Origin of the sequence: Streptomyces sp. NBC_01497 (genome assembly GCF_036250695.1) — a bacterium.
Lineage (GTDB): Bacteria > Actinomycetota > Actinomycetes > Streptomycetales > Streptomycetaceae > Streptomyces.
In genome coordinates this window covers 1,130,822-1,156,765 of record NZ_CP109427.1, presented here as the reverse complement: position 1 = coordinate 1,156,765, position 25,944 = coordinate 1,130,822, and the positions used below count along the sequence as shown (strand labels likewise).

The 25,944-nt window shown below is 72.3% G+C and carries 18 protein-coding genes and 1 pseudogene; 13 read left to right on the top strand and 6 right to left on the bottom strand.

Going from position 1 to position 25,944, the window contains the following annotated elements:
• Positions 1-17: 17 nt before the first annotated feature.
• From OG310_RS05100 to OG310_RS05090, 3 genes and pseudogenes are all read right to left on the bottom strand, one after another.
• A complete protein-coding gene (locus OG310_RS05100) occupies positions 18-920 on the bottom strand; it encodes a helix-turn-helix transcriptional regulator (protein WP_329454665.1) in 903 nt (300 codons plus the stop codon).
• 528 nt (positions 921-1,448) lie between these two features.
• A complete protein-coding gene (locus OG310_RS05095; protein ID WP_329454664.1) occupies positions 1,449-2,237 on the bottom strand; it encodes an IclR family transcriptional regulator domain-containing protein in 789 nt (262 codons plus the stop codon).
• A gap of 449 nt (positions 2,238-2,686) precedes the next feature.
• Positions 2,687-3,271: pseudogene (locus tag OG310_RS05090) on the bottom strand (TetR/AcrR family transcriptional regulator); the annotation flags it as partial.
• 192 nt (positions 3,272-3,463) lie between these two features.
• Here OG310_RS05090 and OG310_RS05085 point away from each other — a divergent pair.
• The 5 genes from OG310_RS05085 (at position 3,464) to OG310_RS05065 (ending at position 8,734) form a co-directional block, all read left to right on the top strand.
• On the top strand, positions 3,464-4,438 hold the full coding sequence (locus OG310_RS05085) for a phosphatase PAP2 family protein (RefSeq protein WP_329454663.1): 975 nt from the start codon (positions 3,464-3,466) through the stop codon (positions 4,436-4,438).
• Positions 4,435-5,403: a DMT family transporter gene (locus tag OG310_RS05080; RefSeq protein ID WP_329454662.1), complete on the top strand. Its 969-nt coding sequence runs from the start codon at positions 4,435-4,437 to the stop codon at positions 5,401-5,403. Before OG310_RS05085 ends, OG310_RS05080 begins: the two co-directional genes overlap by 4 nt.
• A gap of 112 nt (positions 5,404-5,515) precedes the next feature.
• Complete coding sequence (tdh, locus tag OG310_RS05075) at positions 5,516-6,544, top strand: L-threonine 3-dehydrogenase (protein ID WP_329454661.1); 1,029 nt, start codon at positions 5,516-5,518, stop codon at positions 6,542-6,544.
• Between the two features lie 36 nt (positions 6,545-6,580).
• Positions 6,581-7,774 (top strand): glycine C-acetyltransferase, encoded by a 1,194-nt coding sequence (locus OG310_RS05070; protein WP_329454660.1) that lies wholly within the window; start codon positions 6,581-6,583, stop codon positions 7,772-7,774.
• A 45-nt stretch (positions 7,775-7,819) separates the two neighbouring features.
• Positions 7,820-8,734: a LysR family transcriptional regulator gene (locus OG310_RS05065; protein ID WP_329454659.1), complete on the top strand. Its 915-nt coding sequence runs from the start codon at positions 7,820-7,822 to the stop codon at positions 8,732-8,734.
• A gap of 158 nt (positions 8,735-8,892) precedes the next feature.
• On the opposite strand, the gene xylB is transcribed toward OG310_RS05065, so the two are convergent.
• Positions 8,893-10,368, bottom strand: a complete 1,476-nt coding sequence (gene xylB / locus OG310_RS05060; RefSeq protein WP_329454658.1) for a xylulokinase — start codon at positions 10,366-10,368, stop codon at positions 8,893-8,895.
• 255 nt (positions 10,369-10,623) lie between these two features.
• Here xylB and xylA point away from each other — a divergent pair, with 255 nt between their 5' ends.
• Positions 10,624-11,793 carry a xylose isomerase gene (xylA, locus tag OG310_RS05055; RefSeq protein WP_329454657.1) on the top strand — a complete coding sequence of 390 codons (1,170 nt, stop codon included), beginning with the start codon at positions 10,624-10,626 and terminating at the stop codon, positions 11,791-11,793.
• Between the two features lie 186 nt (positions 11,794-11,979).
• Here xylA and OG310_RS05050 read toward each other — a convergent pair whose 3' ends face one another.
• Positions 11,980-13,224, bottom strand: a complete 1,245-nt coding sequence (locus OG310_RS05050) for an ROK family transcriptional regulator (RefSeq protein WP_329454656.1) — start codon at positions 13,222-13,224, stop codon at positions 11,980-11,982.
• A 92-nt stretch (positions 13,225-13,316) separates the two neighbouring features.
• A complete protein-coding gene (locus tag OG310_RS05045) occupies positions 13,317-14,495 on the bottom strand; it encodes an ROK family transcriptional regulator (protein ID WP_329454655.1) in 1,179 nt (392 codons plus the stop codon).
• 294 nt (positions 14,496-14,789) lie between these two features.
• On the opposite strand from OG310_RS05045, the gene OG310_RS05040 reads away from it, so the two are divergent.
• The 7 genes from OG310_RS05040 (at position 14,790) to OG310_RS05010 (ending at position 25,934) form a co-directional block, all read left to right on the top strand.
• The gene (locus OG310_RS05040; RefSeq protein WP_329454654.1) at positions 14,790-16,910 is read left to right on the top strand and encodes a fibronectin type III domain-containing protein; all 2,121 of its coding nucleotides are present in this window, start codon (positions 14,790-14,792) and stop codon (positions 16,908-16,910) included.
• A 59-nt stretch (positions 16,911-16,969) separates the two neighbouring features.
• Entirely contained in the window at positions 16,970-17,929 is a 960-nt protein-coding gene (locus OG310_RS05035; protein WP_443078556.1) for a carbohydrate ABC transporter permease, read from the top strand.
• A 68-nt stretch (positions 17,930-17,997) separates the two neighbouring features.
• Positions 17,998-18,888, top strand: a complete 891-nt coding sequence (locus OG310_RS05030; protein WP_443078555.1) for a carbohydrate ABC transporter permease — start codon at positions 17,998-18,000, stop codon at positions 18,886-18,888.
• A 20-nt stretch (positions 18,889-18,908) separates the two neighbouring features.
• Positions 18,909-21,344, top strand: coding sequence for a glycosyl hydrolase family 95 catalytic domain-containing protein (locus OG310_RS05025; RefSeq protein WP_329454652.1), 2,436 nt, complete (start codon positions 18,909-18,911; stop codon positions 21,342-21,344).
• Positions 21,338-22,321 carry an acetylxylan esterase gene (locus tag OG310_RS05020; RefSeq protein ID WP_329454651.1) on the top strand — a complete coding sequence of 328 codons (984 nt, stop codon included), beginning with the start codon at positions 21,338-21,340 and terminating at the stop codon, positions 22,319-22,321. The genes OG310_RS05025 and OG310_RS05020 overlap by 7 nt, the downstream gene beginning before the upstream one ends.
• Entirely contained in the window at positions 22,318-23,688 is a 1,371-nt protein-coding gene (locus OG310_RS05015) for an ABC transporter substrate-binding protein (RefSeq protein WP_329454650.1), read from the top strand. Before OG310_RS05020 ends, OG310_RS05015 begins: the two co-directional genes overlap by 4 nt.
• A gap of 53 nt (positions 23,689-23,741) precedes the next feature.
• Positions 23,742-25,934 carry an alpha-galactosidase gene (locus OG310_RS05010; RefSeq protein WP_329454649.1) on the top strand — a complete coding sequence of 731 codons (2,193 nt, stop codon included), beginning with the start codon at positions 23,742-23,744 and terminating at the stop codon, positions 25,932-25,934.
• Positions 25,935-25,944 lie beyond the last annotated feature (10 nt).

Genomic DNA, 25,944 nt, shown 5'->3' with positions numbered 1-25,944 from the left:
GTGCCCTCCTCGCCGCCTCAGGCCCCCGCGGGCTGCTGCTCCTGGCCGTCTCCGTACACGTGCCGGGTCTCCGCCACCGGGAAGGGCATGGTCTCGGTGCCTATCACCCCGAGCAGGTCCAGTGCCTCGGCCGCGGAACTGCCCGGCGGTGCCGAATGGACGATGACGCGCAGATCGCATCCCGGGACGGAGAGGATGTCGCAGTCGAGGTCGACCGCGCCGATGTCCGGATGGTGGACGGTGACGGACTCGCCCTCGTGCGATCCGGTGAACCGGGACGTCCACAGCTCGGTGAACCGGGTGTTCGCCCGGCGCAGCCCCGCGAGGAGGGCCCGCAGCTCGACGTCGGTCGGATAGCGCGCCGCCGCGGCCCGCAGATCGCCCACGAGCGCCGTCTCGAACCGGGCCAGCTGTTCCGGCGAACGGGTGACGCGGCTCGGCGCCGCCGTGAAGTGCCGCCAGGCCACGTTCCGGCACGGGGCCGTGAGCGTCGGTCCGGGGTCGCCGAAGAGCGCGGCCCACAGCGGATTCCACGCGATCAGCGACCATCCGGCGTCGTGGACGCCCACGGCGGCCCCCGGCATCCTGTCCAGCATGCGCCGCACGCTCGGCGGCACCCGCCGCGGAACCTGGTCGGTCGCGGGCGGAGTGTGGCCGGCGAGCAGGAACAGGTGCCGCCGCTCCATGTCGTCCAGGCGCAGCTCCCGCGCCAGCGAGGCCAGCACCTGGGAGGAGGGCATGATGGCCATGCCCTCCTCCAACCGGGTGATGTGGTCGACGGACAGTCCGGTCAGCCGCGCCAGCTCCGCACGCCCCATGCCGCGCTGCCCGGCGCCGCCCTGCGGCAGTCCGGCCCCGGCGGGTGCGATCCGCTCACGCCAGCGATGCAGCGCCGCGCCCAGCTCTCCATGTCGGGTCATGGCTCCAGTATCGGCGGGAGGGCCCGGACCTGCTCGGCGTCGCCCTGGCGACCACACAGCGCGACGACTTCACGGAGCGTGAGTCCGATCGCTCTCCGTGTCCGTCCGTGCCCACGCGGTGGCGTCAAGTCACGTCCGCGCGGGGGTGCTTCGGACCCCGTCGATTCCCGGGGCGGCGGCCGGGCGGCGGAGTGGGACGCCGGCACCGGCTGCCGCCGGGGTCGCCAACACCCTTTCGCCGGGGACCTGTTCGGGAACGCTCCGGCCGCGTGGGCGCGGTGGGGAGGCGGTCCAGGGAAGGGCTTGGGGGCCCGCCCTCGACGACGGTCGCCGGGCCGGGTTGCGGGGTCGCGGAGTTGAGAAATCGCCCGGTGGTGGAGTCGCGGACCCGGCGCAGGGGTGGAGTGGCGGAGCCGAGGACGGTGAGGCGCGGGACCTCGGGTGCGCCCGGCCCGCTACGGTGCGGGCACGCTGCCGGGTGCCTTGCCGCCATCCCGCCCTTCTTGGACGTGGCGCGCCCTCGGCCGGTCACCGGCGCGGCGCCGCCACCTTCAGGTCGGCCTCGACGCGCCCGACCGCGTCCAGCAGATGGGGCAGCAGGTCCTCGCGGACGGACGCGACCGAGTGACGGCTCGCGTGGACCGGGATGTTGACCGCGGCCACCACCGTGCCCGTGCCGTCGCGCACCGGCGCCGCGACCGAGCGCAGGCCCGCCTCCAACTCCTGGTCCACGATGGCGTACCCCTGCTTCCTGATCACGTCCAGTTCTGCGCGCAGCAGTTCCGTGGAGACGATGGTCCGCTCGGTGAGGGCGGCGAGTCTGCCCCGCCGCACGACCTCCTCGATACGGTCCTCGGGCAGGTGCGCGATCATCACCCGCCCCACCGAGGTGGCGTACGCGGGGAAGCGGGTGCCCACCGTGATCGTCGTCGTCATGATCCGGCTGACCGGCACCCGCGCCACGTACACGACGTCGTCGCCGTCCAGCACGCACAGCGAGGACGACTCGTGGATCTCCGCGACCAGCCGCTCCAGATGGGGCTGCGCGATATCCGGGAGGGAGAAGCTGGACAAGTAGGCGTAGCCGAGTTCGAGGACGCGTGGACTGAGCCGGAACGTGCGGCCGTTGGTGTGCACGTAGCCGAGGTCCGCGAGGGTCAGCAGGAAACGGCGGGCGGCGGCGCGGGTCAGGTCGCAGGCGCGTGCCACCTCGCTGAGCGTCAGCTCCGGGTGGTCGGCGTCGAACGCGCGGATCACCGCGAGTCCCCGCTCGAAGGAGCGGACGAAATGGGGTTCGCGCTCCTGCGCGGCGCTCATCGGTCGCCTCCGTGGTCCCGCCCCGCAGGGCCCGCCCCGGGTGATCGCCGTGCGGCGGAGCACCGGCCGGGGTGGCGCGGCGCGGGGCACGCTCGATTCTCGCAGGAGGCCGGGGCCGCACGCGTACCGGTGGGCCTCCTTTGCGGAGGCCCACCGGCCGGTGGGTGCGCCGCGCCCGTCCCCACGGTGCGGCGCCGGACGGCCCGGCCCTCCGCTCGAAGACCCGGCCGCCGTTCTGGGGGCCGCCCTCAGCGGGCCGGCCGGGCGCCGGGCGGTGTGCCCGGCAGGGACGCCGCGCGCGGCGAGGGCGCCGCATCCGGCGCGGACGGCGCACTCTGTGCGGGCCGCGCCTCCGCGACGGGCGCCGGATCCGATACGCACGGCTCATCCGGCAGGGCTGCCGCGCCGGCTGCGGGAGTCGCGGCCGGCGGGGCCGGCGTTCCCCGGCGTGCCGGCACGCCCAGAGCGGGCAGGACGCATGCTTCGAGGAAGCGTACGAGGTATTCCTCGTCCGCGTGGACGCCCCGCAGCAGGGGCCGTGCGCGCATCAGGCCGAACAACTGCACGGCGACGAACTCGACGGCCGGGTTGTCGGGCGCGACCTCCCTCCGCTCCACGGCCCTGCGCACCATCGCGTCGATCTCCGCGATCTCGGGTTCGATCAGGTTCTCGCGCAGGGCGGACAGCAGGTCGGGATTCTGCTGGGCGGCGTGCACGAGGGCGTGCATCAGAGCGGTGTCCCGGTTCGCGTTCGCGCTCGTGGCGTGGGCCACCGCGTGCAGGTCGCCGCGGAGTGTGCCGGTGTCGATCTCGGTGAGCTTCATGCCCCGGGTGCCCCGCAGGGCCGCGCAGACGAGCTGCGGTTTGGTCCGCCACTGCCGGTAGAGCGTCGACTTGCCGCACCGTGTGCGGGCCGCGATGCCCTCCATCGTCAGTGCTTCGTAGCCGCCTTCCCGGAGCAGGTCGAGGGCGGCCAGATAGAACTCCTTCTCGCGTTCGGGTGTGATCTTGGAGCGGCGCGGTGTTGACGTCATCGTCTCTCCTCTCCGGGCGGGGCGACCGATCGCAGGACCCGGTGGCCGGACACGCATTCGACATCGATACGCCAGTGTACCGATACGGAAGCGTATCGGTACACTGGCGTATCGATAGGGCGAGGCCTCCGCCGAGCCGTCACCGCACCACGACGTCGCACGCCGTGCAGCTCATGCAAAGGGGTCGGGTGAATGAACGCCCGGACTGGTCCCGCCCTGCGAAGCAGGCTCTGTCCTGCCGGACCACCCCGTCCGGACGGCCGAATATCCGCCGCGCCGGCAGGCACGACCGGACAGCGGTCGTCCCGGGCGCCCGGCCTGCCGGCCGACACGGCGGCCAGGCCGCCGCTCGTCCGTGAGCTGGCGCTGGTCGTCTCGCTCTTCCTCGTCTACAAACTCGGCAGGCAACTGGCCGAAGGCCGAACGGATCAGGCGTTCCGCAATGCCCGCGACGTGTGGCACCTGGAGCGGGACCTCCATCTGCCCGACGAGGCCGACCTCCAGCACCTGCTGCTGCACGGCGACACCCTCGTCCACCTCGCCAACACCTACTACGCGGCGGTCCACTTCCCCGCGACGGTCCTCTTCCTCGGCTGGCTCTACCTCAAGCGCCCCCGCCACTACCTCTGGTCACGCCGCGTCCTGACGGCGGTGACCGGCGGGGCGCTCGTGCTCCACCTGCTGGTGCCGCTCGCCCCGCCACGCATGCTGGGCCTGACCGGCCTCGTCGACACCGCCCGCCTCTACGGGCCTTCGGTGTACGCCGCCGACCCTTCCGCGAGTTCGGTGGAGAACCAGTTCGCCGCCATGCCGTCCCTGCACTTCGCCTGGGCCCTGATGGTGGCGATCGGGCTGATCGCGGCGACCGCGTCGCGCCTGCGGTGGCTGTGGCTGCTGCATCCGCTGCTCACCCTCTTCGTGATCATCGCCACGGCGAACCACTACTGGCTCGACACGCTCGTCGCCACGGCGCTGCTGGTGGCCGCGCTCGCGCTGCTGCGGGTTCCGAGCGCGACGGCGTACCGCGGCGGCGGCCTCGTCGTACGCCGCCATCTGCCCGGACCCCGGACTCGTCCGCCGGCCGGCCCGGGGCGGTCGGCAAGGACCGGGGACGCGGGGTCCGCGAGCACCGCGGGCGCCGCCCGCACGGCCGGAGTCCGCCGATGACCGCCGCGACCCTCGCCGCCGTCGGCCTCTCCCTCGTCTCGGCCGTCGCCTACGCGGTCGCGGCCGTGGCCCAGGAACGCCTCGCGGCGAGCGGCGCGGGGGAGCGGGCCCCCGGTCGCACCGGCGGCGGGCTGCTCGCGCTGCTGCGGCGCGGCGCCTGGTGGTGGGCCGTCGGGCTCAACGTCACCGGCGCGCTCCTGCACGTCGCGGCCCTCGCGTACGGGCCCCTCACGGTCGTCCAGCCGCTCGGCGCGCTCACCCTGGTGGCCGCCGTCCCGCTCGGCGCCTACCGGGCGGGCCGCAAGGTCAGCCGGGGCGAGTGGACCGGCACGGCCTGCACGCTCCTGGGCCTCGCGGCGATCCTGCTGGCCGCCTCGGGGAGCGCGCCGTCCGAGGCGCTCTCGCTGCCGCAGGCACTCGGCGTCTCGGCGACGGCCGCCGCGGTGGCCGCCCTGCTGGTCTTCTCCCTGCCCGGCGCCCGGCCCGGCCTGCGGCACGCGACCGCCTCGGGTGTCGCCTCCGGTGTCGCCTCGGCGCTCACGCAGACCGTCACCGTCACCATTACCGCGGGCGGCGGTGGCCGGATGCCGGCGTGGGGCGTCGCGATCGTCGCCGTCCTCGTCGCCCTGTTCGCGTGCGGCGGGCTGCTGCTCGCGCAGGCGTCCTACCGGGGCGGGCTGGGCGCGCCGCTGTCGCTGCTCACGCTCGCGAACCCGGTGGCCGCCTCGGCGATCGGGCTCATCCTGCTGGGCGAACGGCTCCAAGGCGGTCCGCTCGGCATCGCCGCGGCCGTCGTGGGGGCGGTGCTCGCGGCGCGCGGCGTCGTGCTGCTCACCCGTGCCACCGACCCGGCACGGCGGCCGAGCAGCGCGAACACGCCGGAGATCGTTTCCGTACCGGTGGCAGGCGGCAATCTGCCGGCGGTTCCTTCCCAGCCGACGAAGCGCCGGGCGGAGCGTGCGTGAAGCTGATCTGTGGGGCCGGTTAAGAAATCCTCGATGGACGGGGGGTGCCCGCAGCGGCGAGATTGGTTCCGGAACACGATCATCCGTCTCGTCACCGCCGGGAGCCCTGCCGATGAAGGCACTCGTCAAGCAGCACGCCGAACCAGGGCTGTGGCTCCTGGACGTCCCGGAGCCGCAGCACGGCCCCGGGGACGTGCTGATCAAGGTCCTGCGCACCGGCATCTGCGGCACGGACCTGCACATCAGGGCCTGGGACGGCTGGGCCCAGGGCGCCGTCGCCACCCCGCTGGTCATCGGCCACGAGTTCGTCGGCGAGGTCGCGGCCGTCGGCGCGGACGTCCCGGACATCGCCGTCGGCGACCTGGTCAGCGGCGAGGGCCACCTGGTCTGCGGCAAGTGCCGCAACTGCCTCGCGGGCCGCCGCCACCTCTGCCGCAACACGGTCGGCCTCGGCGTCGGCCGGCCAGGCGCCTTCGCCGAGTACGTGGCGCTGCCCGCGTCGAACGTCTGGGTGCACCGTACGAAGGTCGACCTGGACGTGGCGGCCATCTTCGACCCGTTCGGCAACGCCGTGCACACCGCGCTCAGCTTCCCCTCCCTGAACGAGGACGTGCTGATCACGGGAGCCGGCCCGATCGGCATCATGGCCGCCGCGGTCGTCAAGCACGCCGGTGCCCGCAACGTCGTCATCACCGACGTCAGCCCCGAGCGGCTGGAAATCGCCCGCAAGGTCGGGGTCACGCTCGCCCTCGACGTCTCCCGCCACACCATCGCGGACGCCCAGGAGCAGCTCGGCCTCAAGGAGGGCTTCGACATCGGCCTGGAGATGTCCGGCCGCGCCGAGGCCGTACGGGACATGCTCGACAACATGACGCACGGCGGCAGGATCGCCATGCTCGGGCTGCCCGCCAAGGAGTTCGCCGTCGACTGGTCGAAGATCGTGCAGAACATGATCACGATCAAGGGCATCTACGGCCGCGAGATGTTCGAGACGTGGTACGGGATGCAGGTGCTCATCGAGGGCGGCCTGGATCTCAGCCCCGTCATCACCGGCAGCTACGGGTACGAGGACTTCGACGCCGCGTTCGACGAGGCGGCCACCGCGCGCAGCGGCAAGATCATCCTCAACTGGGACAACTGACAACTGAAAACGCCCACGACTCCGGGAGCTCATCACATGTTCGCGTCTGTACGGGACGATCTGCGTGCCACCCTCGACGAGATCCGCGAGGCGGGACTCTTCAAGCCGGAGCGGGTGATCACCACCCCGCAGAGCGCGTCGGTCGGGGTCGGTGCCGACGGGTCCGGCGCCCAGGTCCTCAACTTCTGCGCCAACAACTACCTCGGCCTCGCCGACCACCCCGACGTGCTCGCCGCCGCCAAGAACGCGCTCGACCGCTGGGGCTACGGCATGGCGTCCGTGCGTTTCATCTGCGGTACCCAGGAGATCCACAAGGAGCTCGAAGCGCGCCTGTCGGGCTTCCTCGGGCAGGAGGACACGATCCTCTACTCGTCCTGCTTCGACGCCAACGGCGGCGTGTTCGAGACCCTCCTCGACGCGCAGGACGCGGTCATCTCCGACGCCCTCAACCACGCCAGCATCATCGACGGCATCCGCCTGTCGAAGGCCCGCCGCTACCGCTACGCCAACCGCGACATGGCCGAGCTGGAGGAGCGCCTGAAGGAGGCCGGCGACGCGCGCCGCCGCCTGATCGTCACCGACGGCGTCTTCTCCATGGACGGCTACGTCGCCCCGCTGCGGGAGATCTGCGACCTCGCCGAGCGCTACGACGCGATGGTGATGGTGGACGACTCGCACGCCGTCGGCTTCGTCGGCGACGGCGGGCGCGGTACCCCGGAACTGCACGGCGTGATGGACCGCGTCGACATCATCACCGGCACCCTCGGCAAGGCCCTCGGCGGCGCGTCCGGCGGCTACGTCGCGGCCCGCGCCGAGATCGTGGCGCTGCTGCGCCAGCGCTCGCGCCCGTACCTCTTCTCCAACTCCCTCGCGCCGACCATCGCCGCCGCCTCGCTCACCGTCCTGGACCTGCTGGAGAGCGCGGGCGAGCTGCGCGAGAAGCTGAAGGCGAACACGGCGCGCTTCCGTCGCAGGATGACCGAGGAGGGCTTCGCCATCCTGCCCGGCGACCACCCCATCACCCCGGTGATGATCGGGGACGCCGGTGAGGCGGGCCGGATGGCGGAGCTCCTGCTGGAGCGCGGCGTGTATGTGATCGGCTTCTCGTACCCGGTGGTGCCGATGGACAAGGCCCGTATCCGGGTCCAGCTCTCGGCGGCCCACTCCACCGAGGACGTCGAGCGCGCGGTGACGGCGTTCACCGAGGCCCGTGCGGCCCTGGGCGGCTGACCTCCCGCGCGGCCGGCGCCGCGCGATGCCTGACAAAATGGACGGGTGATCGACCCGAAACGCCTGCGCGTCCTGCGGGCCGTGGCGGACCACCGTACGGTGACCGCCGCGGCCGCAGCGCTCTATCTGACGCCGTCCGCCGTCTCCCAGCAGCTCGCCGCGCTGGAGCAGGAGACCGGGCACGCGCTGCTCACCCGCAGCGGGCGCGGTGTGCGGCTGACCGCGGCGGGCGAGATCCTGCTGACGCACGCCAACGCGGTGCTCGCGCAGCTGGAGCGGGCGGAGGCGGAGCTCGCCGCCTACGCGGGCGGCACGGCGGGCGAGGTGACGGTGGCGTCGTTCGCCACCGGGATCGCCGAGGTCCTGGCCCCCGCTCTGCGTGTCCTGGCCGCCGCGCACCCGGCCATCCGTGTCCGGGTACGGGACGCGGAGGGCGACGAGAGCCTGCCGATGGTGCTCGACGGCGCGGCGGACGTGGCGGTCGCGGTCGAGTACCGGGGCGCGCCGAAGGAGGACGACGTACGGCTGTCGCGGGTGGCCCTGTACGCGGAGCCGTTCGACGCGGTCCTGCCGGACGACCACGCGCTCGGCGCTGCGGGTGAGGTCGAGCTCGCGTCCCTCGCGGACGACGACTGGATCGGGCAGTACCCCGGCAACCCCTGCTACGAGGTGACGCAACTGGCCTGTGAACAGGCTGGGTTCGAGCCCAGGCTGGTGCACGCCTCCGACGACTTCCGTGCCGTCGCGGCCCTCGCGGGCGCGGGCGCGGGCGTCGCGCTCGTGCCGCGGTCCGCACTGCGGGGCATGGAGCTCAAGGGCACGGTCGTACGACCCGTGGCGGGCCCGCGCGCGACGCGGCGCGTCTTCGCCGCGGTGCGCACGGGCGCGGAGGCCCATCCGCTGATCGCACCCGTGCTCGCGGCGCTGTCCGACGCGGCGGCGGGGCTGACGACGGGCTGAGGAAACCGCGGGCCGGCGCGCGGGACGGTGGCCGCCGCGGGCCCACCACGCGGAGGGCCCCTCGCCGCCCCGCCGGCCGCCCCCCGTCATCCCCGCGCGGGCCGTCGTGCACTCGACTCGTCACCGCATCGGCCACCGCGTCGGCCGGGCCCGCCGGGTCAGGCCAGCAGGTTCGGCGCCGCTCGCTCCAGCACCGACGCCACCCGCTCCCACGTCTCGGTGTCGCGCGCGACCGGCTCCAGCTCCGTGCCCGCGCCGGTGCCCCACTCGCTCGCCACGGCCACCGCGTCCTCGCCGTCCGCCGCTGCCGCCGCGAGGGCCGCCGCGCCGAGCGCGACCAGCTCGCCGCTGGCCGGGACGATCACCGGACGGCCGGAGAGCCGCAGCACGGTCGACGTCCACGCGCGCCCCTGCGCGCCGCCGCCGATCAGCCGCAGCGGCCGTGCCGCGACCTCCGGCGCCGCCGGGTCGAGGCCGCAGGCGCGCAGCACCTCGTCGAGCGCGCGCAGCACCGTGAAGGCGGCGCCCTCGTACGCGGCGCCCAGCAGTTGCCGGGGCGTCGTGTCGTGGCGCAGACCGGTCAGCAGCCCCGCCGCCATCGGCAGGTCGGGGGTGCGCTCGCCGTCCAGGTACGGCAGGAGGACCGCCTCGCCACCGGGCTCGGTGTCCTCGCGGTCGAGCCGCAGCAGTTCGGCCACCTTGTCGACGGCCTGCGTGCAGTTCAGGGTGCAGCCGAGCGGCAGGTAGGTGCCGTCCGCCCCGGCGAAGCCGTTCAGCGCGACGGACCGCGGCCGGGTCCTGGTCGCCGCGAACACGGTGCCCGAGGTGCCGAGGCTGAGCACCGGGTGGTCGAGCAGGCCCGCGCCACCGAGCCCCAGGCCCACCGCCGCGCTCATGTTGTCGCCCGTACCGGCCGCCACGGCGATCCCGGCGGGCAGCCCCAACGCCGCGGCCGCCGCGGCGGTGAGCGTGCCGGCCCGGGTGGCGCCCGTCGGCGCCACCGCGGGCAGCAGGCCCGCGTCCAGGCCGAGCAGGTCGAGCAGTTCGGGGTCGTAGGCGCCGTTCGCCGTCGCGTACCAGCCGGTGCCGGAGGCGTCGCCCGGGTCGGTCACGGCCGCCCCGGACAGCCGCTCGGTGAGGAAGTCGTGCGGCAGCCGCACCGCCGCCGCGGCCTCGGTGACCGCGGGTTCGTGTTCGCGCAGCCACTGCCACTTCGTCGCGGTGATCGAGGCGACCGGGACCGAACCGGTACGGGCGGCCCAGGCCTCGGCGCCGCCGAACGCCTCGGTGAGCGCTACGGCCTGGGGCGCCGAGCGGGTGTCGTTCCACAGCATGGCGGGCCGCAACGGGCGTCCCGCGCCGTCCAGTACGACCAGCCCGTGCTGCTGCCCCGCGACCGCGATCCCCCGGACGTCGCCCGGGTCGGCGCCCGCGTCCGCGAGGCCCGCGGCGACGGCGTCGCGCAGCGCGGTCCACCACACTTCGGGGTCGCTCTCGCGGGCGCCGCCCTCCCCGCTCACCCGGTGCTGGGCGCGGCCCACGGCGAGCAGCTTGCCGGTGGCCGCGTCGGTGACGGCTGCCTTGGTGGACTGGGTGGAACTGTCCACGCCGATCACGAGCGGTGTTCGCGACATGGGGGCCTCTTCTCCGGGCGACGGCGGGCGCCGTGCTGAGCGTGGTTTTGAACGGGCGGGAAACAAATTACGCGAGACAGGGCGGGCGCGTCACGGGTGTGGGTCCGTGTGACCGGTCCGACGCGGCGTCGATCCGTGTGACATGTTCGGGCACCTGCGGGACTGTTGCGTTCCCGAAGCCTCGTGCCATATTAGTCATGTCAGAAAACAAAAAGGTCGGACGGACCTTTGAGGCAGCGAAGGCGGCCAACGGCAATGACGGAACGCTTCACACCCACCCGCGAGGACAAGTTCAGCTTCGGCCTCTGGACGGTCGGCTGGCAGGGCAGGGACCCGTTCGGCGACGCCACCCGGGCCGCCCTCGACCCCGCCGAGTCCGTGCGCCGGCTGTCCGACCTCGGGGCGTACGCCGTCACCTTCCACGACGACGACCTCATTCCGTTCGGGTCGTCGGAGGCGGAGCGCGAGTCGCACGTCAAGCACTTCCGTCAGGCGCTCGACGCGACAGGCATCGTCGTGGAGATGGCCACCACCAACCTCTTCACCCACCCCGTCTTCAAGGACGGCGGGTTCACCGCGAACGACCGCGACGTACGGCGCTTCGCGCTGCGCAAGGTCATCCGCAACATCGACCTCGCCGCCGAACTCGGGGCGAAGACGTACGTGGCGTGGGGCGGCCGCGAGGGAGCCGAGTCGGGCGGCGCGAAGGACGTACGCCTCGCGCTCGACCGGATGAAGGAAGCGTTCGACCTGCTCGGTGAGTACGTCACCGAGAAGGGCTACGACATGCGCTTCGCGATCGAGCCCAAGCCCAACGAGCCGCGCGGCGACATCCTGCTGCCCACGGTGGGCCACGCGCTCGCGTTCATCGAGCGGCTGGAGAAGCCGGAGCTGTTCGGCGTCAACCCGGAGGTCGGCCACGAGCAGATGGCCGGGCTCAACTTCCCGCACTCCATCGCCCAGGCGCTGTGGTCCGACAAGCTCTACCACATCGACCTCAACGGCCAGAGCGGCATCAAGTACGACCAGGACCTGCGCTTCGGCGCGGGCGACGTGCGCGCCGCGTTCTGGCTCGTGGACCTGCTGGAGACCGCCGGCTGGGACGGCTGCCGCCACTTCGACTTCAAGCCGCCGCGCACCGAGGACTTCGACGGGGTGTGGGCGTCGGCCGCGGGCTGCATGCGCAACTACCTGATCCTCAAGGACCACGCGGCGGCGTTCCGCGCCGACCCGGAGGTCCAGGAGGCGCTGCGCGCGTCCCGTCTCGACGAACTGGCGCTGCCCACCGCCCAGGACGGGCTCGCGGGTCTGCTCGGCGACCGCGCCGCGTACGAGGAGTTCGACGCGGAGGCGGCGGCGGAGCGCGGCATGGCGTTCGAGCACCTCGACCAGCTCGCGATGGACCACCTCCTGGGCGCCCGCTGAGGAACCCCCGGCACGGGACACCGGCGCCCGCCCCCCGCCCGGGGGCGGGCGCCGCGTCCCGTGCCGGGCCTGGGCACGCGCCACGGGACACCGGCGGGTGACCGGCCCGGCGCAGGACGGTGGCCCCGCTGCGCCGGAGCGGTGTCCGGCAGAGGCCGCCCCGTCCCGCGTCCCCGCGCCGCTCCCTTACGCCGGGCGCGGTACGTACGCCAGCGGGTCCGCCAGGACCGCGCGGACCACCAGGGCCGCCGCGCCCCGCGCCGCGTCGCCCGCTGAGGACGAGGCCCGCAGCCGCCCGCTGTCCCGCGGCCAGAGGCCGGAGACGACCCGCGCCGTCAGTTCGCGGTCCGCGGAGGGGGAGAGCCAGGGCATCAGCGACCGGTAGATCCCGCCCAGCACGACCGCGTCGGGGTCGATGAGGTTGACCGCCCCGGACACCACCCGGCCCAGCATCAGACCGGCCCGCTCGATGGCGGCCACGGCCGCCGCGTCGCCACCGCGCGCCCTGCGTTCCAGTTCCGCGACGCCCGGCACGCCCGCGTCCTCGTCGATGCCCGCCGCGCGCAGCAGCGCGGACTGTCCCGCGTACTGCTCCAGGCACCCGCGCGAGCCGCACCGGCACAGCGGGCCCTCGGAGTCGACCACCACATGGCCGATCTCGCCCGCGAACCCATGGGCCCCGCGCAGGAGTTCGCCGTCGAGGACGAGCGCGCCGCCCACCCCGATCTCGCCGGTCAGGTAGAGGAACGTACGCAGCCGGCCGAGTCCGCCGAACCACAGTTCCGCGAGCGCCGCCAGATTCGCCTCGTTCTCCGAGCTCACCGGCAATGGGGCGTCGCCCGGCCGCAGTTCGGCGAGCGAGCGGGCGAAGTGCTCCTCGGCGGGCACCCGGTTCCAGCCCAGGTTGGGGGCCTGGCGCACACTGCCGCCCGACACCAGCCCCGGCAGGGCGAGTTCCACACCCACGGGGAGCAGGTCCTGCTCCGCCGCGGACTCCAGGGTGCGGGCCGCGATGCGCGCGCCGCGCGCCAGTACTTCGGAGGGCAGGGCACCCCGGTTGTCGATGTGTTCGGTCAGCCGCACCCGGTCGGTGCCGGACAGGTCCACGACACACACCGACACGTAGTCGATGTTGATCTCGACGCCGATCCCCGCGGGCCCCGTACGGGTCACTTTGAGCACCGTGCCGGGACGCCCGGCCTGCCCGCTGAACGTCTTGCCCGACTCACTGAGGAAACCGTTGTCGATCAGCTGTTCCACGAGGGACGAGACGGCGGCCCGGGTGAGTCCCACCCGGGCGGCGACCCCGGCGCGGGTCGCCTCGCCCTCGTCCCGTACGGCACGCAGCACGAGGCTCAGGTTGTGCCGCCGCACGGTTTCCTTGTCGGCCTTCGGGCCGAGCGACGTGCGGGACGCGTGGTTGGTGTTCATGTCACCGGCGAGCCTATGCGATGGGCACCGGCCGGGGGAGGGCGCGCCGCCGGGCCGGAGCGGTCCTCGTCCGGCCCGGCGGGGGACGTGCGCTAGTTGGCGAGCTGCGGGCCGCCGGCCGTCACCGGCGCGAACAGCCGCTGGGCGGCGACGGCGGCCCCGCCCCGCGCCCACGCCTCGAACGGGAGGGGCCGCACCACGAGGTCGCAGTCCGCCGCGGTACCGAACGCCTGGGCCGTGAACGACCTGCGGATCTGGTCGGCGAACAGGTCGTACGACGCGACGCCCTCACCGGAGATGATGATCCGCTCCGGCCCGATCAGGTTGGCCACGGAGGCGATCGCGAGTCCGAGTGCGTGGCCGGCGCGGGTGAACACCGCGCGCGCCGCCTCGTCGCCGTTGTGTGCCAGCCGTACCGCGTCGGCCAGCGTGAGGCCGGGGTCCCCGGTCTCCTCGCGCGCCTGGTCGACGATGGCCTGGGTGGAGGCGATCGCCTCCACGCAACCGGTGTTGCCGCAGGTGCACACCTGAGCCGATCCGACGGCGCCGCCCACCGGGAGGTGGCCGATCTCGCCCGACACACCGTGGGCCCCGGACACCAGCCGCCCGTCGACCGAGATGCCGCAGCCGATCCCGGCACCCACGGTGACCAGGGCGAACGACGAGAGTCCCGCCCCCGAGCCGAACCACTGCTCGGCCACGGTCAGGGCCCGTACGTCGTTGTCGATGACGGTGGGGATGCCGGTGGCGCTCTCCACCAGCTCCGCGAGGCGCACACCGCGCCAGTCGAGGAACGGCGAGTACCGCACCACACCGGTGTGCCCGTCCACGTCGCCCGAGATGGTCACACCGACGCTGTGCACCTCCGGTCCGCCCTCGCCGTCCGCGAGCTGCGCGACGATCCGCGCGATGGCCCGGACGACCGTGCCCACGTCCCGGGAGCCGAGCGGGGCGCGGCGGGTCGCCAGGGGAGTGGCCGTCAGGTCGGCGGCGACGCCGATCAGCTCGTCGGCCGTCACCTTCACCCCGATGAACCGGGCCCGCTCCGGCCGTACGGCGACCAGGGTGGCCGGCCGGCCCGGCTGGCGCTCGCCCGCGGGCTGCCCGACCTCGGTGATCCAGCCGTCCGCGAGCAGCGGGGTGGACACCTTGGTGACGGCGCCCGAGGACAGGCCCGTGCGCCGGCCGAGTTCGGCCCGGGTGAGCGGGCCCTGGGTCAGGAGGGTCTGGAAGACCAGGGCGGCGGCGGGTGGCTGGCTGGAGAGGGTCACACCGAAAGATTACCTTCTCTCGGAAGACAACGGGAGCGGGATATGCCCAGGCAGCCACGTGCTGGCTCCGGAATGCCTGGGACCGCTTGGGGATCTGCGGGAGAAATCGTCGGGAACAATATATTGACCCTGGAAGGAAACCCTGATTACAGTCACCGCACCTCCTCCCCCCACGGGGACGAGTTCCGGACGGGTGTTCCAGCAGAGCCGTGCAGGGACTGCGCGCGTCCGGTTCGTCACGTACCAGACATCGCCCCTGGACAGCCGCAGCGTTGCGGCGAAATGGAGCAAGCCATGGCACACACAGGTCGCGCCGCCCCGGGACGAGCTCAGACGGCCAGGGGCCTGAGACGAAAGGGCTGGGCGATCACGCTCGGTGCTCTCTCGGCCTCCGTCCTGGCGACAGCGGGGCTGGCCGGCCCCGCCGCCGCCTCGACCGCCGGCACCGCCACCACGGCCGCTGCCGTGACACACGCCCCCGCTGCCGCGCCGCTCGCGCAGAAGCCCTACATGGGCTGGAGCAGCTGGAGCCTGGAGTCGACCAACTACCCGGGCGTCAACCCCGACGGCTCCGCGAGCTACCTCACCGAGGACCACATCCTCCAGCAGGCCCAGGTGCTCGCGTCGAAGTTCAGGACGCACGGCTACGACTACCTCAACATCGACGCCGGCTGGAGCAACTCCTTCGACGCGTACGGACGGCCGGTCGCCGACGCGACGCGCTTCCCGGACGGCGTCAAGTACGTCAACGACAAGCTGCACGCGCTGGGCCTCAAGGCCGGCATCTACCAGGCCGTCGGGCTCGACCCCAAGGCGTACGGCGACGGCACGACGCCGATCTACGGAGTGCCCGGCTGCACCACGGCCGACGTCGTCTACTCCGACCTGCGCAAGACCAACGGCTGGGACAGCGCCTACAAGATCGACTATTCCCAGCCCTGTGCCCAGAAGTACACGGACTCGGTCGCCGACCTGTACGCGAGCTGGGGCGTCGACTTCCTCAAGCTCGACGGCGTGGGCCCCGGCTCCTTCAAGGGCGGCGCCAACTACGACAACCGCGACGACGCCGCCGGCTGGCGCCAGGCGCTGAACGACACCGGGCGCCCCATCGAGTTCACCCTCTCCTGGGCGCTCAGCCACAGCTACGCCGACGACTGGAAGAAGGACAGCAACGGCTGGCGCATCGACACGGACGTCGAGTGCTACTGCAACACACTGGTCACCTGGGACGCCTCGGTGAAGCAGCGCTGGCGCGACGTCGTCCAGTGGATCCCCGACGCGGGGCCCGGCCACTGGAACAACCTCGACTCCGTCGACGTCGGCAGCGGCCAGATGGACGGCCTCACCGAGGACGAGCGCCAGAGCTACATGACCCTGTGGGCCATCGAGGCAGCGCCGCTGTACATCGGTGACGACCTCACCAAGCTCGACAGCTACGGCGTCAAGCTCCTGACCAACGACGACGTCATCGCCATCGACCAGGCCGGCCGGCCGGCGAAGCCCGTCAGCCAGTCCTCCGAGCAGCAGACCTGGTACGCCCGCAACGCGGACGGCAGCTACACGGTCGCGCTGTTCAACCTCGGCTCGTCGTCGGCGCAGGCCACCGCGCAGTTCAAGGATCTCGGCTTCGGCGGCGCGGCGGACGTCAAGGACGTGTGGAGCCACAAGGACCTGGGCTCCGTCACCGGCTCCTTCGGCGCGACGCTGCCCGCCCACGGCTCGCGGCTGCTGACCGTGACCCCGGCGAAGACCGCGAACCCCACCATCCCCACCGGAGCGCACGGCATTTCCGCCACCGCCACCTCCGTCTCCCTCGCCTGGGACCCGGCCGTGGCCGCGAAGGGCTCCACCGTCGCCCGCTACGACATCCGTGACAACGGCACGAAGGTCGCCTCCACCGGCGCCTCGGCCACCTCCGCCACGCTCTCCTCGCTCGCCCCGGCGTCCGGCCACAGCTACACCGTGACCGCGGTCGACACCCGCGGCAGGACCTCGGCGGCGAGTACCGCCGTGCCGGTCACCACCGCGGACACCGCGGGTCCCGTCACCTACCAGGGCGAGGACGCCACCCTGGCCGGCGGTGCCACACCGTCCGGCTGCGGGGGTTGTGCCGGAGGCGCGAAGGCGGGCAATCTCGGGGGAGCCGCGACGGTGACCTTCGACCATGTCACGGCGCCGCGCGACGGGACCTACCTGGTCACCGTGGCGTACGCGGACGGTGACACCAGCCGCCAGGGGATCGTCACCGTCAACGGACAGACGATCCAGCTGCCCTTCTCGGGGACCGGCGACAACGACTGGGACCACACCCAGAACGTCACGGTGCCGATGACGCTGAAGGCCGGCGACAACAGCATCGGGTTCGGCAACCCCAGTGACAACGTGGCCGACATCGACCAGATCGTCGTCCAGTAGTTCCTCTGTCCGTAGCCCCTGTTCACGGGGCTGGAGTTACGAGTGCCAAGGAGTGCGCCGTGGCGCAGATCGTGAAAGAACAGCCTGCTGCGCCGGGGCGCTGGGCGGGGGGTCGTCGTGCGCCGGGGCGTGCGGTGGCGTCGGCCTCCCCCCGCCGTGGTGACGGGAAGCTGGCGTGGCTGCTGATCACTCCGGCGATCGCCGGGTTCCTCGTCTTCTTCGCCTACCCGACGGTGCGGGGGGTGTACTACAGCTTCACCTCGTTCCACATCCTGACTCCGCCGAAGTGGGTCGGGCTGGCCAACTGGCGTGAGATGTTCGGCGATTCGGTGTTCTGGCATTCGCTGCTTGTGACCGTGTACTTCGTCGCGCTGTCGGTGGTGGTCGGTGTGCTGCTGTCGTTGCTGACGGCGGTGGTACTGCACCGGCTGACCCGCTCGACGGTGATACGGGGCCTCATCATCCTGCCGTTCCTGATCTCGGGTGTGGTGGCCGCGCTGGTGTGGCAGTGGATGCTGGATCCGCAGTTGGGCATCGTGAGCCAGCTGCTGGAGAAGGTGACGGGAGTGCACCTGCTCTTCTTCTCCGACAGCCACTGGGCGATTCCGTCGCTGGCGGCGGTGAGTGTGTGGAAGTCGATGGGCTACAACGCGGTGCTGATTTTCGCGGGCCTGCAGACGATCCCGCCGTCGGTGTACGAGGCCGGGCGGCTGGACGGTGCGAGTGAGGTACAGATGTTCCGGCGTCTCACCGTGCCGTTGCTGCGGCCGATCCTGGTGATGGTGGTGATCCTCACGGTGATCGGTTCCTTCCAGGTGTTCGACATCGTGTCGGTCACGACGCAGGGCGGTCCGGCGAACGCGTCGAACGTGCTGCAGATGTACATCTATGAAAAGGGCTTCGGCGAGCTCGACTTCGGTTACGCGTCGACGATGTCGCTGGCCCTGTTCGTTCTGCTGATCGCGATCACGTTCACGCAGATGCGCCTCGCGCGCGCCAATGAAACAGACTTGAGCTGAGGAGCCCGTTCATGTCCACTCTTGTTTCGGGCGGGTCCCGTTCCGGCGCCGCCGGTTCACCGGTCACTGTGTCCGCTGAGCGCCGCCGCATCTCGCCGGGCCGGATCGCGGCGTGGGTCTTCATCGTCGTCGTGCTGGTCGTGACGGTCTTTCCGTTCTACTGGATCGTGCGAACGGCGTTGTCGAACAATGTGGCGCTGCCGACCGATCCGTCGTCGTTCCTGCCGGTCGATTTCACCTGGGGCGCCTTCAAGCGGGCGCTGGGGCTGGCGTCGCAGGCCGAGGCGCAGGCGCAGGGCGGTTCGGGCGCGGCGCTGGACACACCGTTGTTCCTGCGGAACTCGATCATCTACGCGACGGTGCAGACCGCGCTCGTGGTGTTCTGCTCGGCGATGGCGGCGTACGCGTTCTCGCGGTTGCGGTGGCGGGGGCGCAACACGGTCTTCAACATCCTGCTGGGTGCGTTGATGGTGCCGGCGATCCTGACGCTGCTGCCGAACTTCATCTTCATCCGGGACATTCACCAGTTGAATTCGTTCACCGGTCTGATTCTTCCGGGCGCGTTCTTCTCGGCGTTCAACATCTTCTTCCTGCGCCAGTTCATGCTGGGGCTGAGTACGGAGGTGGAGGAGGCGGCGGTCGTGGACGGTGCGAGCAGGATGCGCATCTTCTTCACGATCACGTTGCCCATGACGGCCGCGCCGATAGCGACCTTGTCGTTGTTGACCTTCATCAATACCTGGAACGACTATTTCTGGCCGCTGCTGGCCACCAACGACGATCACGCGCGGCCGTTGACGCTGGCGCTGGGTGTGTTCAAGCAGTCCTCGCCGCAGGCCGCTCCGGACTGGGCGGGCCTCATGGCGGCCACACTGATCGCCGCCCTGCCGATGCTCGCCCTCTTCATGGTCTTCGGCCGGCGGATCGTCAACTCCATCGGCTTCACCGGTATCAAGTAAGGAACCAGGAACCGACACTCATGAACGACGATCTGCGGCTGCACTGGCCGCGACCAGCCGCCACGTGGAACGAGGCCGCGCCGGTCGGCAACGGCCGCCTGGGCGCCATGGTCTTCGGAGGCACACGGAGCGCGCGCCTCCAGATCAACGACTCCACCCTGTGGTCCGGCACCCCGGACACTCCCGCCGACGGCCTCGCCGCCGTCCGTTCCGAGGGCGCGGGGCCCGCACGCCTCGCCGAGATCCGGGACGCGATACGAGCCGGCGACCTGCGCCGGGCCGAGTCCCTCCTGATGAGCTTCGAGGGGCGCTACAGCCAGGAGTACCTGCCCTTCGCCGACCTGACCCTCGGCCTCGGCGTCTCCGACGCGGCCCACTACGGTGGCCGCACCCTCGACCTGGACGACGGCGTCGCCGAGGAGGAGATCACCGACGGCGCGCTGAGCGTGGTGCGCAGGACCTGGGCCAGCCGCCCCGCCGAGGCGCTCTGCGTCGACCTCACCGTCACCGGCGGAACCCTCGACGCGACCCTCGACCTCACCACCCCGTTGCGGATACTGCACCACGAGAGCGGCCCCGAAGGCCTGGTGGTCGAGGCGGCGCTGCCCGTCGACGGCGCTCCCGAGCACGAGAAGAGCGTCAAAGAGCCGCTGCGGTACGCCGACCGGCCCGAGGACGCCGCCGCGGCCGACGCCGCCGTCCGCTCGGGCGGGTACGACCCGTACGCCGTTCTCGTCGTACGGGTCGCCACCGACGGCCGCGTCACCGCGGCCGACGGCAACTGGGCCGTCACCGGCATGACCCGCCTCCTCGTCACCGTCGCCTCCTCGTCGGCGGCGGCCGACGTCTGGCACCGGGCGGCGCCCGTGACCCGCGCCGAGCACCGCGCACGGGCGGCCGGCGCCGCGGAGCGTGCCCTCGCCCTCGGCGCGGACGCCCTCCTGCGCGGCCACCAGGAGGACCTGCGCCCGCTGCTCGCCGCCGCGCGCGTCACCTTCGGCGCCCGCCGCACCGGTACGTACGACGTCGCCGGCGACATCCTCTCCGGTAAGGACGAGCAGCTCACCGCGACCGTGATGTTCCAGCTGGGCCGCTACCTGCTGGCGTCCTGCTCGCGGCCCGGCGGCGGGCCGCCCGCCAACTTGCAGGGCATGTGGAACGAGGACCTGCGCCCCGCGTGGTCCTCCAACTACACCGTCAACATCAACACCGAGATGAACTACTGGCCGGCCGAGGTCACCGGCCTCGGCGACTGCCACGAGCCGTTGTTCGGCCTGCTCGACCGGCTCGCGGAGACCGGGGCCGACGTCGCCCGCGAGCTGTACGGCACGCGCGGCTGGGTCACCCACCACAACACCGACATGTGGGGCTGGTCCCTGCCCGTCGGCATGGGCCACAGCGATCCGTCCTGGGCCCTGTGGATGATGGGCGGCGCCTGGCTGACCCAACACCTGTGGGACCACTACGACTTCACCCGCGACACCGCGTTCCTGCGGGAGCGGGCCTGGCCCGTGCTGCGCGGCCAGGCCGCGTTCTGCGTCGACTGGCTGGTGGAGGGCGAGGACGGTTTCCTCGACACGATCCCCGCCACCTCCCCGGAGAACCACTTCCTGTCGCCGGCGGGCGAGCCCGAGGCGCTGACCCACTCCACCACCATGGACATCGCCCTGGTGCGCGCCACCCTCACCCGCACCCTCGCGGCGGCCCGGATCATCGGCGTGGAGGACGACCCGCTGTGCGCCGAGATCGAGGCCGCGCTGCCGCGTCTGCGCGAACCCGGCACCGCAGCGGAGGGCCACCTCCTGGAGTGGGTCACCGACCTGCCCGAGCAGGACCCCCTCCACCGTCACATGTCCCAGCTGGTCACGCTCTACCCGCTCGACCAGATCACCCCGCGGTCCACTCCCGAACTCGCCGAGGCAGCACGCCTGTTGATGGAGCGGCGCGGCCCCGGAGCCATGGGATGGTCCTGGGCCTGGAAGATCGCGCTGCGCGCCCGCCTCGGTGACGGCGACACCGCCCGCTCCCTGTTCCTGGAGGCCGTACGGCCGCTGGAGCACAACGCGAACGAGTACGCGCCCGTCGACGGCTCCGTGTGGGGCGGGCTGCTGCCGAACCTGTTCTCCACCCACCCGCCCTTCCAGATGGACGGCAACTTCGGCTTCCCCGCCGGACTCGCCGAACTCGTCGTGCAGAGCCACGGCGACCTCGTAGACCTGCTCCCCGCGCTTCCCGCAGCGTGGGGAGAGGGGCGCGCCACGGGCCTGCGGTGCCGTGGCGGGCTGGCCGCCGACCTCGCCTGGGAGGACGGTGCCCTGACGACCGTCACCCTCAGGCGGGTCGGCGGCGACGACAGCGTGCCCGTACGGGTCGGGTACGGCGCCGCACGGGCCGAGGTCACCGTGCCCGCGGGCCGGGACGTCACACTCGACGCGGCGCTGAGGCCCGCATGCTGAGCGACCTGGACCTCCCCGCGCTGTGGGAGTACCGCAGCGGCCACCGGGACCCGGCCGGCTTCGACGCGTTCTGGGGGGCCACGCTCACCGAGGCGCGGGCGGCCGGCGACGGTCTCACCCTCACACCCGTGCCCACCGAACTGCGCACCGTCGACGTGTTCGACGCGGAGTTCCCGGGCTTCGGCGGCCACCCCGTCCGGGGCTGGCTGCGGCTGCCCAGGGACCGCGGCGACGCGCCACTGCCCGCCGTCGTCCAGTTCCACGGGTACGGCAGTGGGCGCGGTGGACCGTACGACGACCTGGTCTGGGCGTCCGCCGGATACGCGCACCTGATCGTGGACGCGCGCGGCCAGGGCGGCGCCCACGCGGGCGGCTCCACCGGCGACCCGGTCGGCAGCGCCCCCGCGTACCCCGGCTTCCTCACCCGTGGCATCGAGGACAAGGAGACCTACTACTACCGCCGGGTCTTCACCGACGCCGTCCGCGCCGTCGACGCCGTGCGCTCGCTCGGCACGGTCGACGAGCGGCGTGTCGCGGTGGCGGGCAACAGCCAGGGCGGCGGCATCGCACTCGCGGCGGCGGGTCTCCTCCCCGACCTCGCCGCCGCGTACTTCCAGGCACCGTTCCTCGCCGACGTACGCCGCGCCGTACGCATCACGGCGAGCGCGCCCTACAGCGAGATCACCGGCTACCTCGCGGCGCGGCGCTCGTCGGTCGAAGCGGTGTTCCACACCCTCGACCACTTCGACGGGGTCGCCTTCGCGCGACGGGCCCTGGCGCCCGCGCACTTCTCCACCGGGCTGACGGACGACGTGTGCCCGCCGTCCACCACCTTCGGGGCGTACCACGCCTACCGGGGCCCGAAGACCATCCGGGCCTGGGAGTTCAACGGCCACGAGGCAGGCGGCCACGACGACGTCGCCGACGCGCTGTCCGCATTCAGGGCCGCGACGGCCAAAGGAGAAGAGGAACGATGAGGATTGGCACCAGGCCACGCAAGCTCGTCGCCGCGCTGGCGGCCGCGGGACTCGCCGCCGTCGTCAGCGGCTGCGGCTCCGATTCCGTCTCCGCGAGCGGTACCACCATCAACTGGTGGACCTGGGACGACAAGCAGGCCGCCGCGTACCAGCAGTGCGCCGACGTCTTCGAGAAGGACAACCCCGGCGTCACCGTCAAGATCTCGCAGTACGACGTGAACGACTACTTCACCAAGCTGCTCTCCGGCTTCGTCGCCGACACCGCGCCCGACGCCTTCATGAACAGCGGCCAGTACCTCCAGCAGTACGCGGCGCTCAACCAGCTGGAGCCGCTGGACGGGTACGTCAAGAAGTCGGACTTCGACCTGAAGAAGTACGCGACCGGATCCGGCTTCTACCGCTACACCGACGGCAAGCTGTACGCCCTGCCCATGGACTGGTCCACCGCGGGCCTCTACTACAACCAGGACATGCTCAAGAAGGCCGGCTACACCGCGGCCGACATGAACAACCTGACGTGGAACCCGGACGACGGCGGCACCTTCGGCAAGATGATCGCCCATCTCACCGTCGACTCCAAGGGCCGCCGCGGCGACCAGCCCGGCTTCGACAAGAAGCACATCAAGGTCTACGGCATCGGCGCGCTCGGTGTGCAGGACTTCACCGGCCAGACCTCCTGGAACCCGCTCGTGTCCACCCTCGGCTGGCGCATGGGCGACAAGGCCACCTGGCCCACCACCTTCACCTACGACGACCCGCGGTTCGTGAAGACCATGAACTGGGTCCGCGGGATCACCGACAAGGGGTACGCGCCCACCGAGGGCGAGTTCACCTCCGCGGGCAACGCGCCCAGCAGCTCCCAGCTGCTGGGTTCCGGCAAGGTGGCCATCGCCAACGACGGCTCCTGGTCGGCGACCCAGTACCCGGACATCCCGAAGCTGCACTACGGCGTCGCCCCCGAGCCCAAGGGCCCCGACGGCAAACGGTCGGCGGAGGCCAACTCCAACGGCAACATGATCTGGTCCGGCTCCCGGCACAAGGACCTCACCTGGAAGTGGGTCTCCTACCAGGAGTCCGAGCAGTGCCAGACCATGGCGGGCAAGAGCGGCACGTTCTTCCCCTCCATCGCCGCGTCCATGGACGCCTCGGCCGCCACGCTGAAGAAGAAGGGCGTCGACCTGTCGCCCTTCATCGACGCGCAGAAGTCCGGTGCGCTGTACCCGGTGCCCGCCTACGGCAACGGAACGGCGATCCAGAAGACCGCCCAGCCCCTGCTCCAGTCCTTCTTCTCCCATGACAGGAACGACGACGTGTTCCGGCAGATCACCGAGGAGACCAGGAAAATCCTGGCACAGAAGGAAGAGTGACCGGGCGAGGGACCAGAGCGTCACGCCCCCACACGGTTCGAGAGGACACTGCATTGACCCGCACCACCGCGCGGATCGCCCATCTGCGTGCGGCCGGAGTGAGCTTCGTCGTGGAGCTCGGCGACCCCCTGCCCCGCGTCCTGCACTGGGGCGCGGACCTCGGGGAGCTGACCGACGGCGAACTCGCCGCGCTGAGCATGACGGCGGACGGCGTCGTCCTCAACAGCGCCCCCGACATGCCCCGGACGTTCACCGTCTGGCCGACCGAGTTCGACGGCTGGAACGGCACGCCGGCCCACGAGGGACACCGGGGCGGCGTCGGCACCACACCGCGGCCCCGGCTCACCGGCGCCGACCTCGGCGAGCGCGAACTGACCCTCCATCTCGACGACGACGTGAGCGGGCTCGCCCTCGTCCTCACCTACCGGCTCGACGCCGCCGGTGTCCTCGGTGTCACCACCCGGGTCACCCGGCCGGCGCCGGCCGGCGCCGGCGACGACGGCTCCGTACCGTACGACCTCGGCGCGGTCACCACGCTGCTGCCGGTCCCGGCCCGGGCCACCGAGATCCTCGACTTCACCGGCAAGTGGTGCCGCGAGCGGGTTCCGCAGCGCTCGACCCTCACCCACGGCAGCCATGTCCGCTCGGTGCGCCGCGGCCGCCCGGGACTTGAGGCGCCCCACCTGCTGACACTCGGCGTGCCGGGCTTCGGCTTCCGCGAGGGCGAGGTGTGGGGGCTCCATGTGGCGTGGAGCGGCAACCAGCGCTGGCTGGCCGAGCGGCTGCCGGAGGGCGCGGGTGTGCACGGCGCGGTCCTCGGCGGCGGCGAGCTCCTCGCGCCCGGCGAGATACGGCTCGCGCCGGGGCAGACGTACACCTCGCCCGAGTGCCTGTTCGTCTGGTCCGAGCGGGGCCTCGACGGCCTCGCCGACCGGTTCCACGACCGGATGCGGGCCAGGGCCGTCCATCCGGCGGGCCCTCGCCCGCTCACCCTCAACACCTGGGAGGCCGTCTACTTCGACCACCGCCTGGAACGCCTGCTGGACCTGGCGGACCTGGCGGCGGAGGTCGGCGTGGAACGCCTCGTCCTGGACGACGGCTGGTTCTCCGGCCGCCGTGACGACACGGCGGGCCTCGGCGACTGGAGCGTCGACGAAGCGGTCTGGCCGGACGGGCTCGGTCCGCTGGTGGACCGGGTGCACGGGCACGGCATGCAGTTCGGCCTCTGGGTCGAGCCCGAGATGGTCAACCTCGACTCGCGCATGGCCAGGGAACACCCCGAGTGGATCCTCGGCCCCTCGGCCGGTCTCGGCCCGAGCATGCGCCACCAGTACGCGGTCAACCTGGGCCATGAGGACGCCTGGAACTACCTGCTGACGTCGCTGGACGAGGTCGTCACGCGGTACGCGGTCGACTACCTCAAGTGGGACTACAACCGCGACCTCCTCGAAGCGGTCCACCGCGGGGCCGACGGACACGACAGGCCCGGCGTGCACGCCCAGACCGAGGCGCTCTACCGGCTCCTCGACGCGCTCAGGGAACGCCACCCGGGCCTGGAGATCGAGAGCTGCTCGTCCGGCGGCGGCCGGGTCGACCTCGGCATCCTCGCCCGTACGGACCGGGTGTGGCCCTCGGACTGCAACGACCCCGTCGAGCGTCAGGCCATCCAGCGCTGGACGGCTCAGGTGCTGCCGCCCGAGCTGATCGGCACCCATGTCGGCGGCCCGGTCGCGCACACCACGGGCCGGGCGACCGACGCGTCGTTCCGGCTGGCGACCGCCCTGTTCGGGCACGCGGGCATCGAGGACGACCTCACCGCCCGCGACGCGGACGAGATCGCGCAGCTCGGCCGGTGGGCGGAGCTGTACAAGGCCAAGCGCGACCTGCTGCACACGGGCCGCACCGTACGGGCCGACCTGCCCGACGAGGCGGTGCTGCTGCACGGGGTCGTCGCGCGGGACGGATCACAGGCGCTCTACTCCTGGTCGCGTCTCGCGACGTCGGCGGACGGCCAGGCGGGCCGGGTACGGCTGCCCGGCCTCGCGCCGTCGGGCGCGTACCGGCTGCGGGTCCGTGACGAGGTGGGCCTGCCGCGGCTGCACGAGGTGTCGGGCCCGGGATGGTTCGCGGCGGCGCTGGAGGGCTGGGTGACGTTGCCCGGCACGGTCCTCGCGACCACAGGGATCCCGCTGCCCAACCTGGCGCCCGGCCAGGCACTGCTGCTCGACGTGGTCCGTACCGCCTGAACACCGGGTT

Bases quoted from the DNA above. Each gene is read 5' to 3' on its own strand.
- OG310_RS05100 (WP_329454665.1), bottom strand. From the start codon at position 920: ATGACCCGACATGGAGAGCTGGGCGCGGCGCTGCATCGCTGGCGTGAG.
- tdh (WP_329454661.1), top strand. From the start codon at position 5,516: ATGAAGGCACTCGTCAAGCAGCACGCCGAACCAGGGCTGTGGCTCCTG.
- OG310_RS05070 (WP_329454660.1), top strand. From the start codon at position 6,581: ATGTTCGCGTCTGTACGGGACGATCTGCGTGCCACCCTCGACGAGATC.
- OG310_RS05025 (WP_329454652.1), top strand. From the start codon at position 18,909: ATGAACGACGATCTGCGGCTGCACTGGCCGCGACCAGCCGCCACGTGG.
- OG310_RS05085 (WP_329454663.1), top strand. From the start codon at position 3,464: ATGAACGCCCGGACTGGTCCCGCCCTGCGAAGCAGGCTCTGTCCTGCC.
- OG310_RS05095 (WP_329454664.1), bottom strand. From the start codon at position 2,237: ATGAGCGCCGCGCAGGAGCGCGAACCCCATTTCGTCCGCTCCTTCGAG.
- OG310_RS05020 (WP_329454651.1), top strand. From the start codon at position 21,338: ATGCTGAGCGACCTGGACCTCCCCGCGCTGTGGGAGTACCGCAGCGGC.
- xylA (WP_329454657.1), top strand. From the start codon at position 10,624: ATGACGGAACGCTTCACACCCACCCGCGAGGACAAGTTCAGCTTCGGC.
- xylB (WP_329454658.1), bottom strand. From the start codon at position 10,368: ATGTCGCGAACACCGCTCGTGATCGGCGTGGACAGTTCCACCCAGTCC.
- OG310_RS05080 (WP_329454662.1), top strand. From the start codon at position 4,435: ATGACCGCCGCGACCCTCGCCGCCGTCGGCCTCTCCCTCGTCTCGGCC.
- OG310_RS05040 (WP_329454654.1), top strand. From the start codon at position 14,790: ATGGCACACACAGGTCGCGCCGCCCCGGGACGAGCTCAGACGGCCAGG.
- OG310_RS05015 (WP_329454650.1), top strand. From the start codon at position 22,318: ATGAGGATTGGCACCAGGCCACGCAAGCTCGTCGCCGCGCTGGCGGCC.
- OG310_RS05050 (WP_329454656.1), bottom strand. From the start codon at position 13,224: ATGAACACCAACCACGCGTCCCGCACGTCGCTCGGCCCGAAGGCCGAC.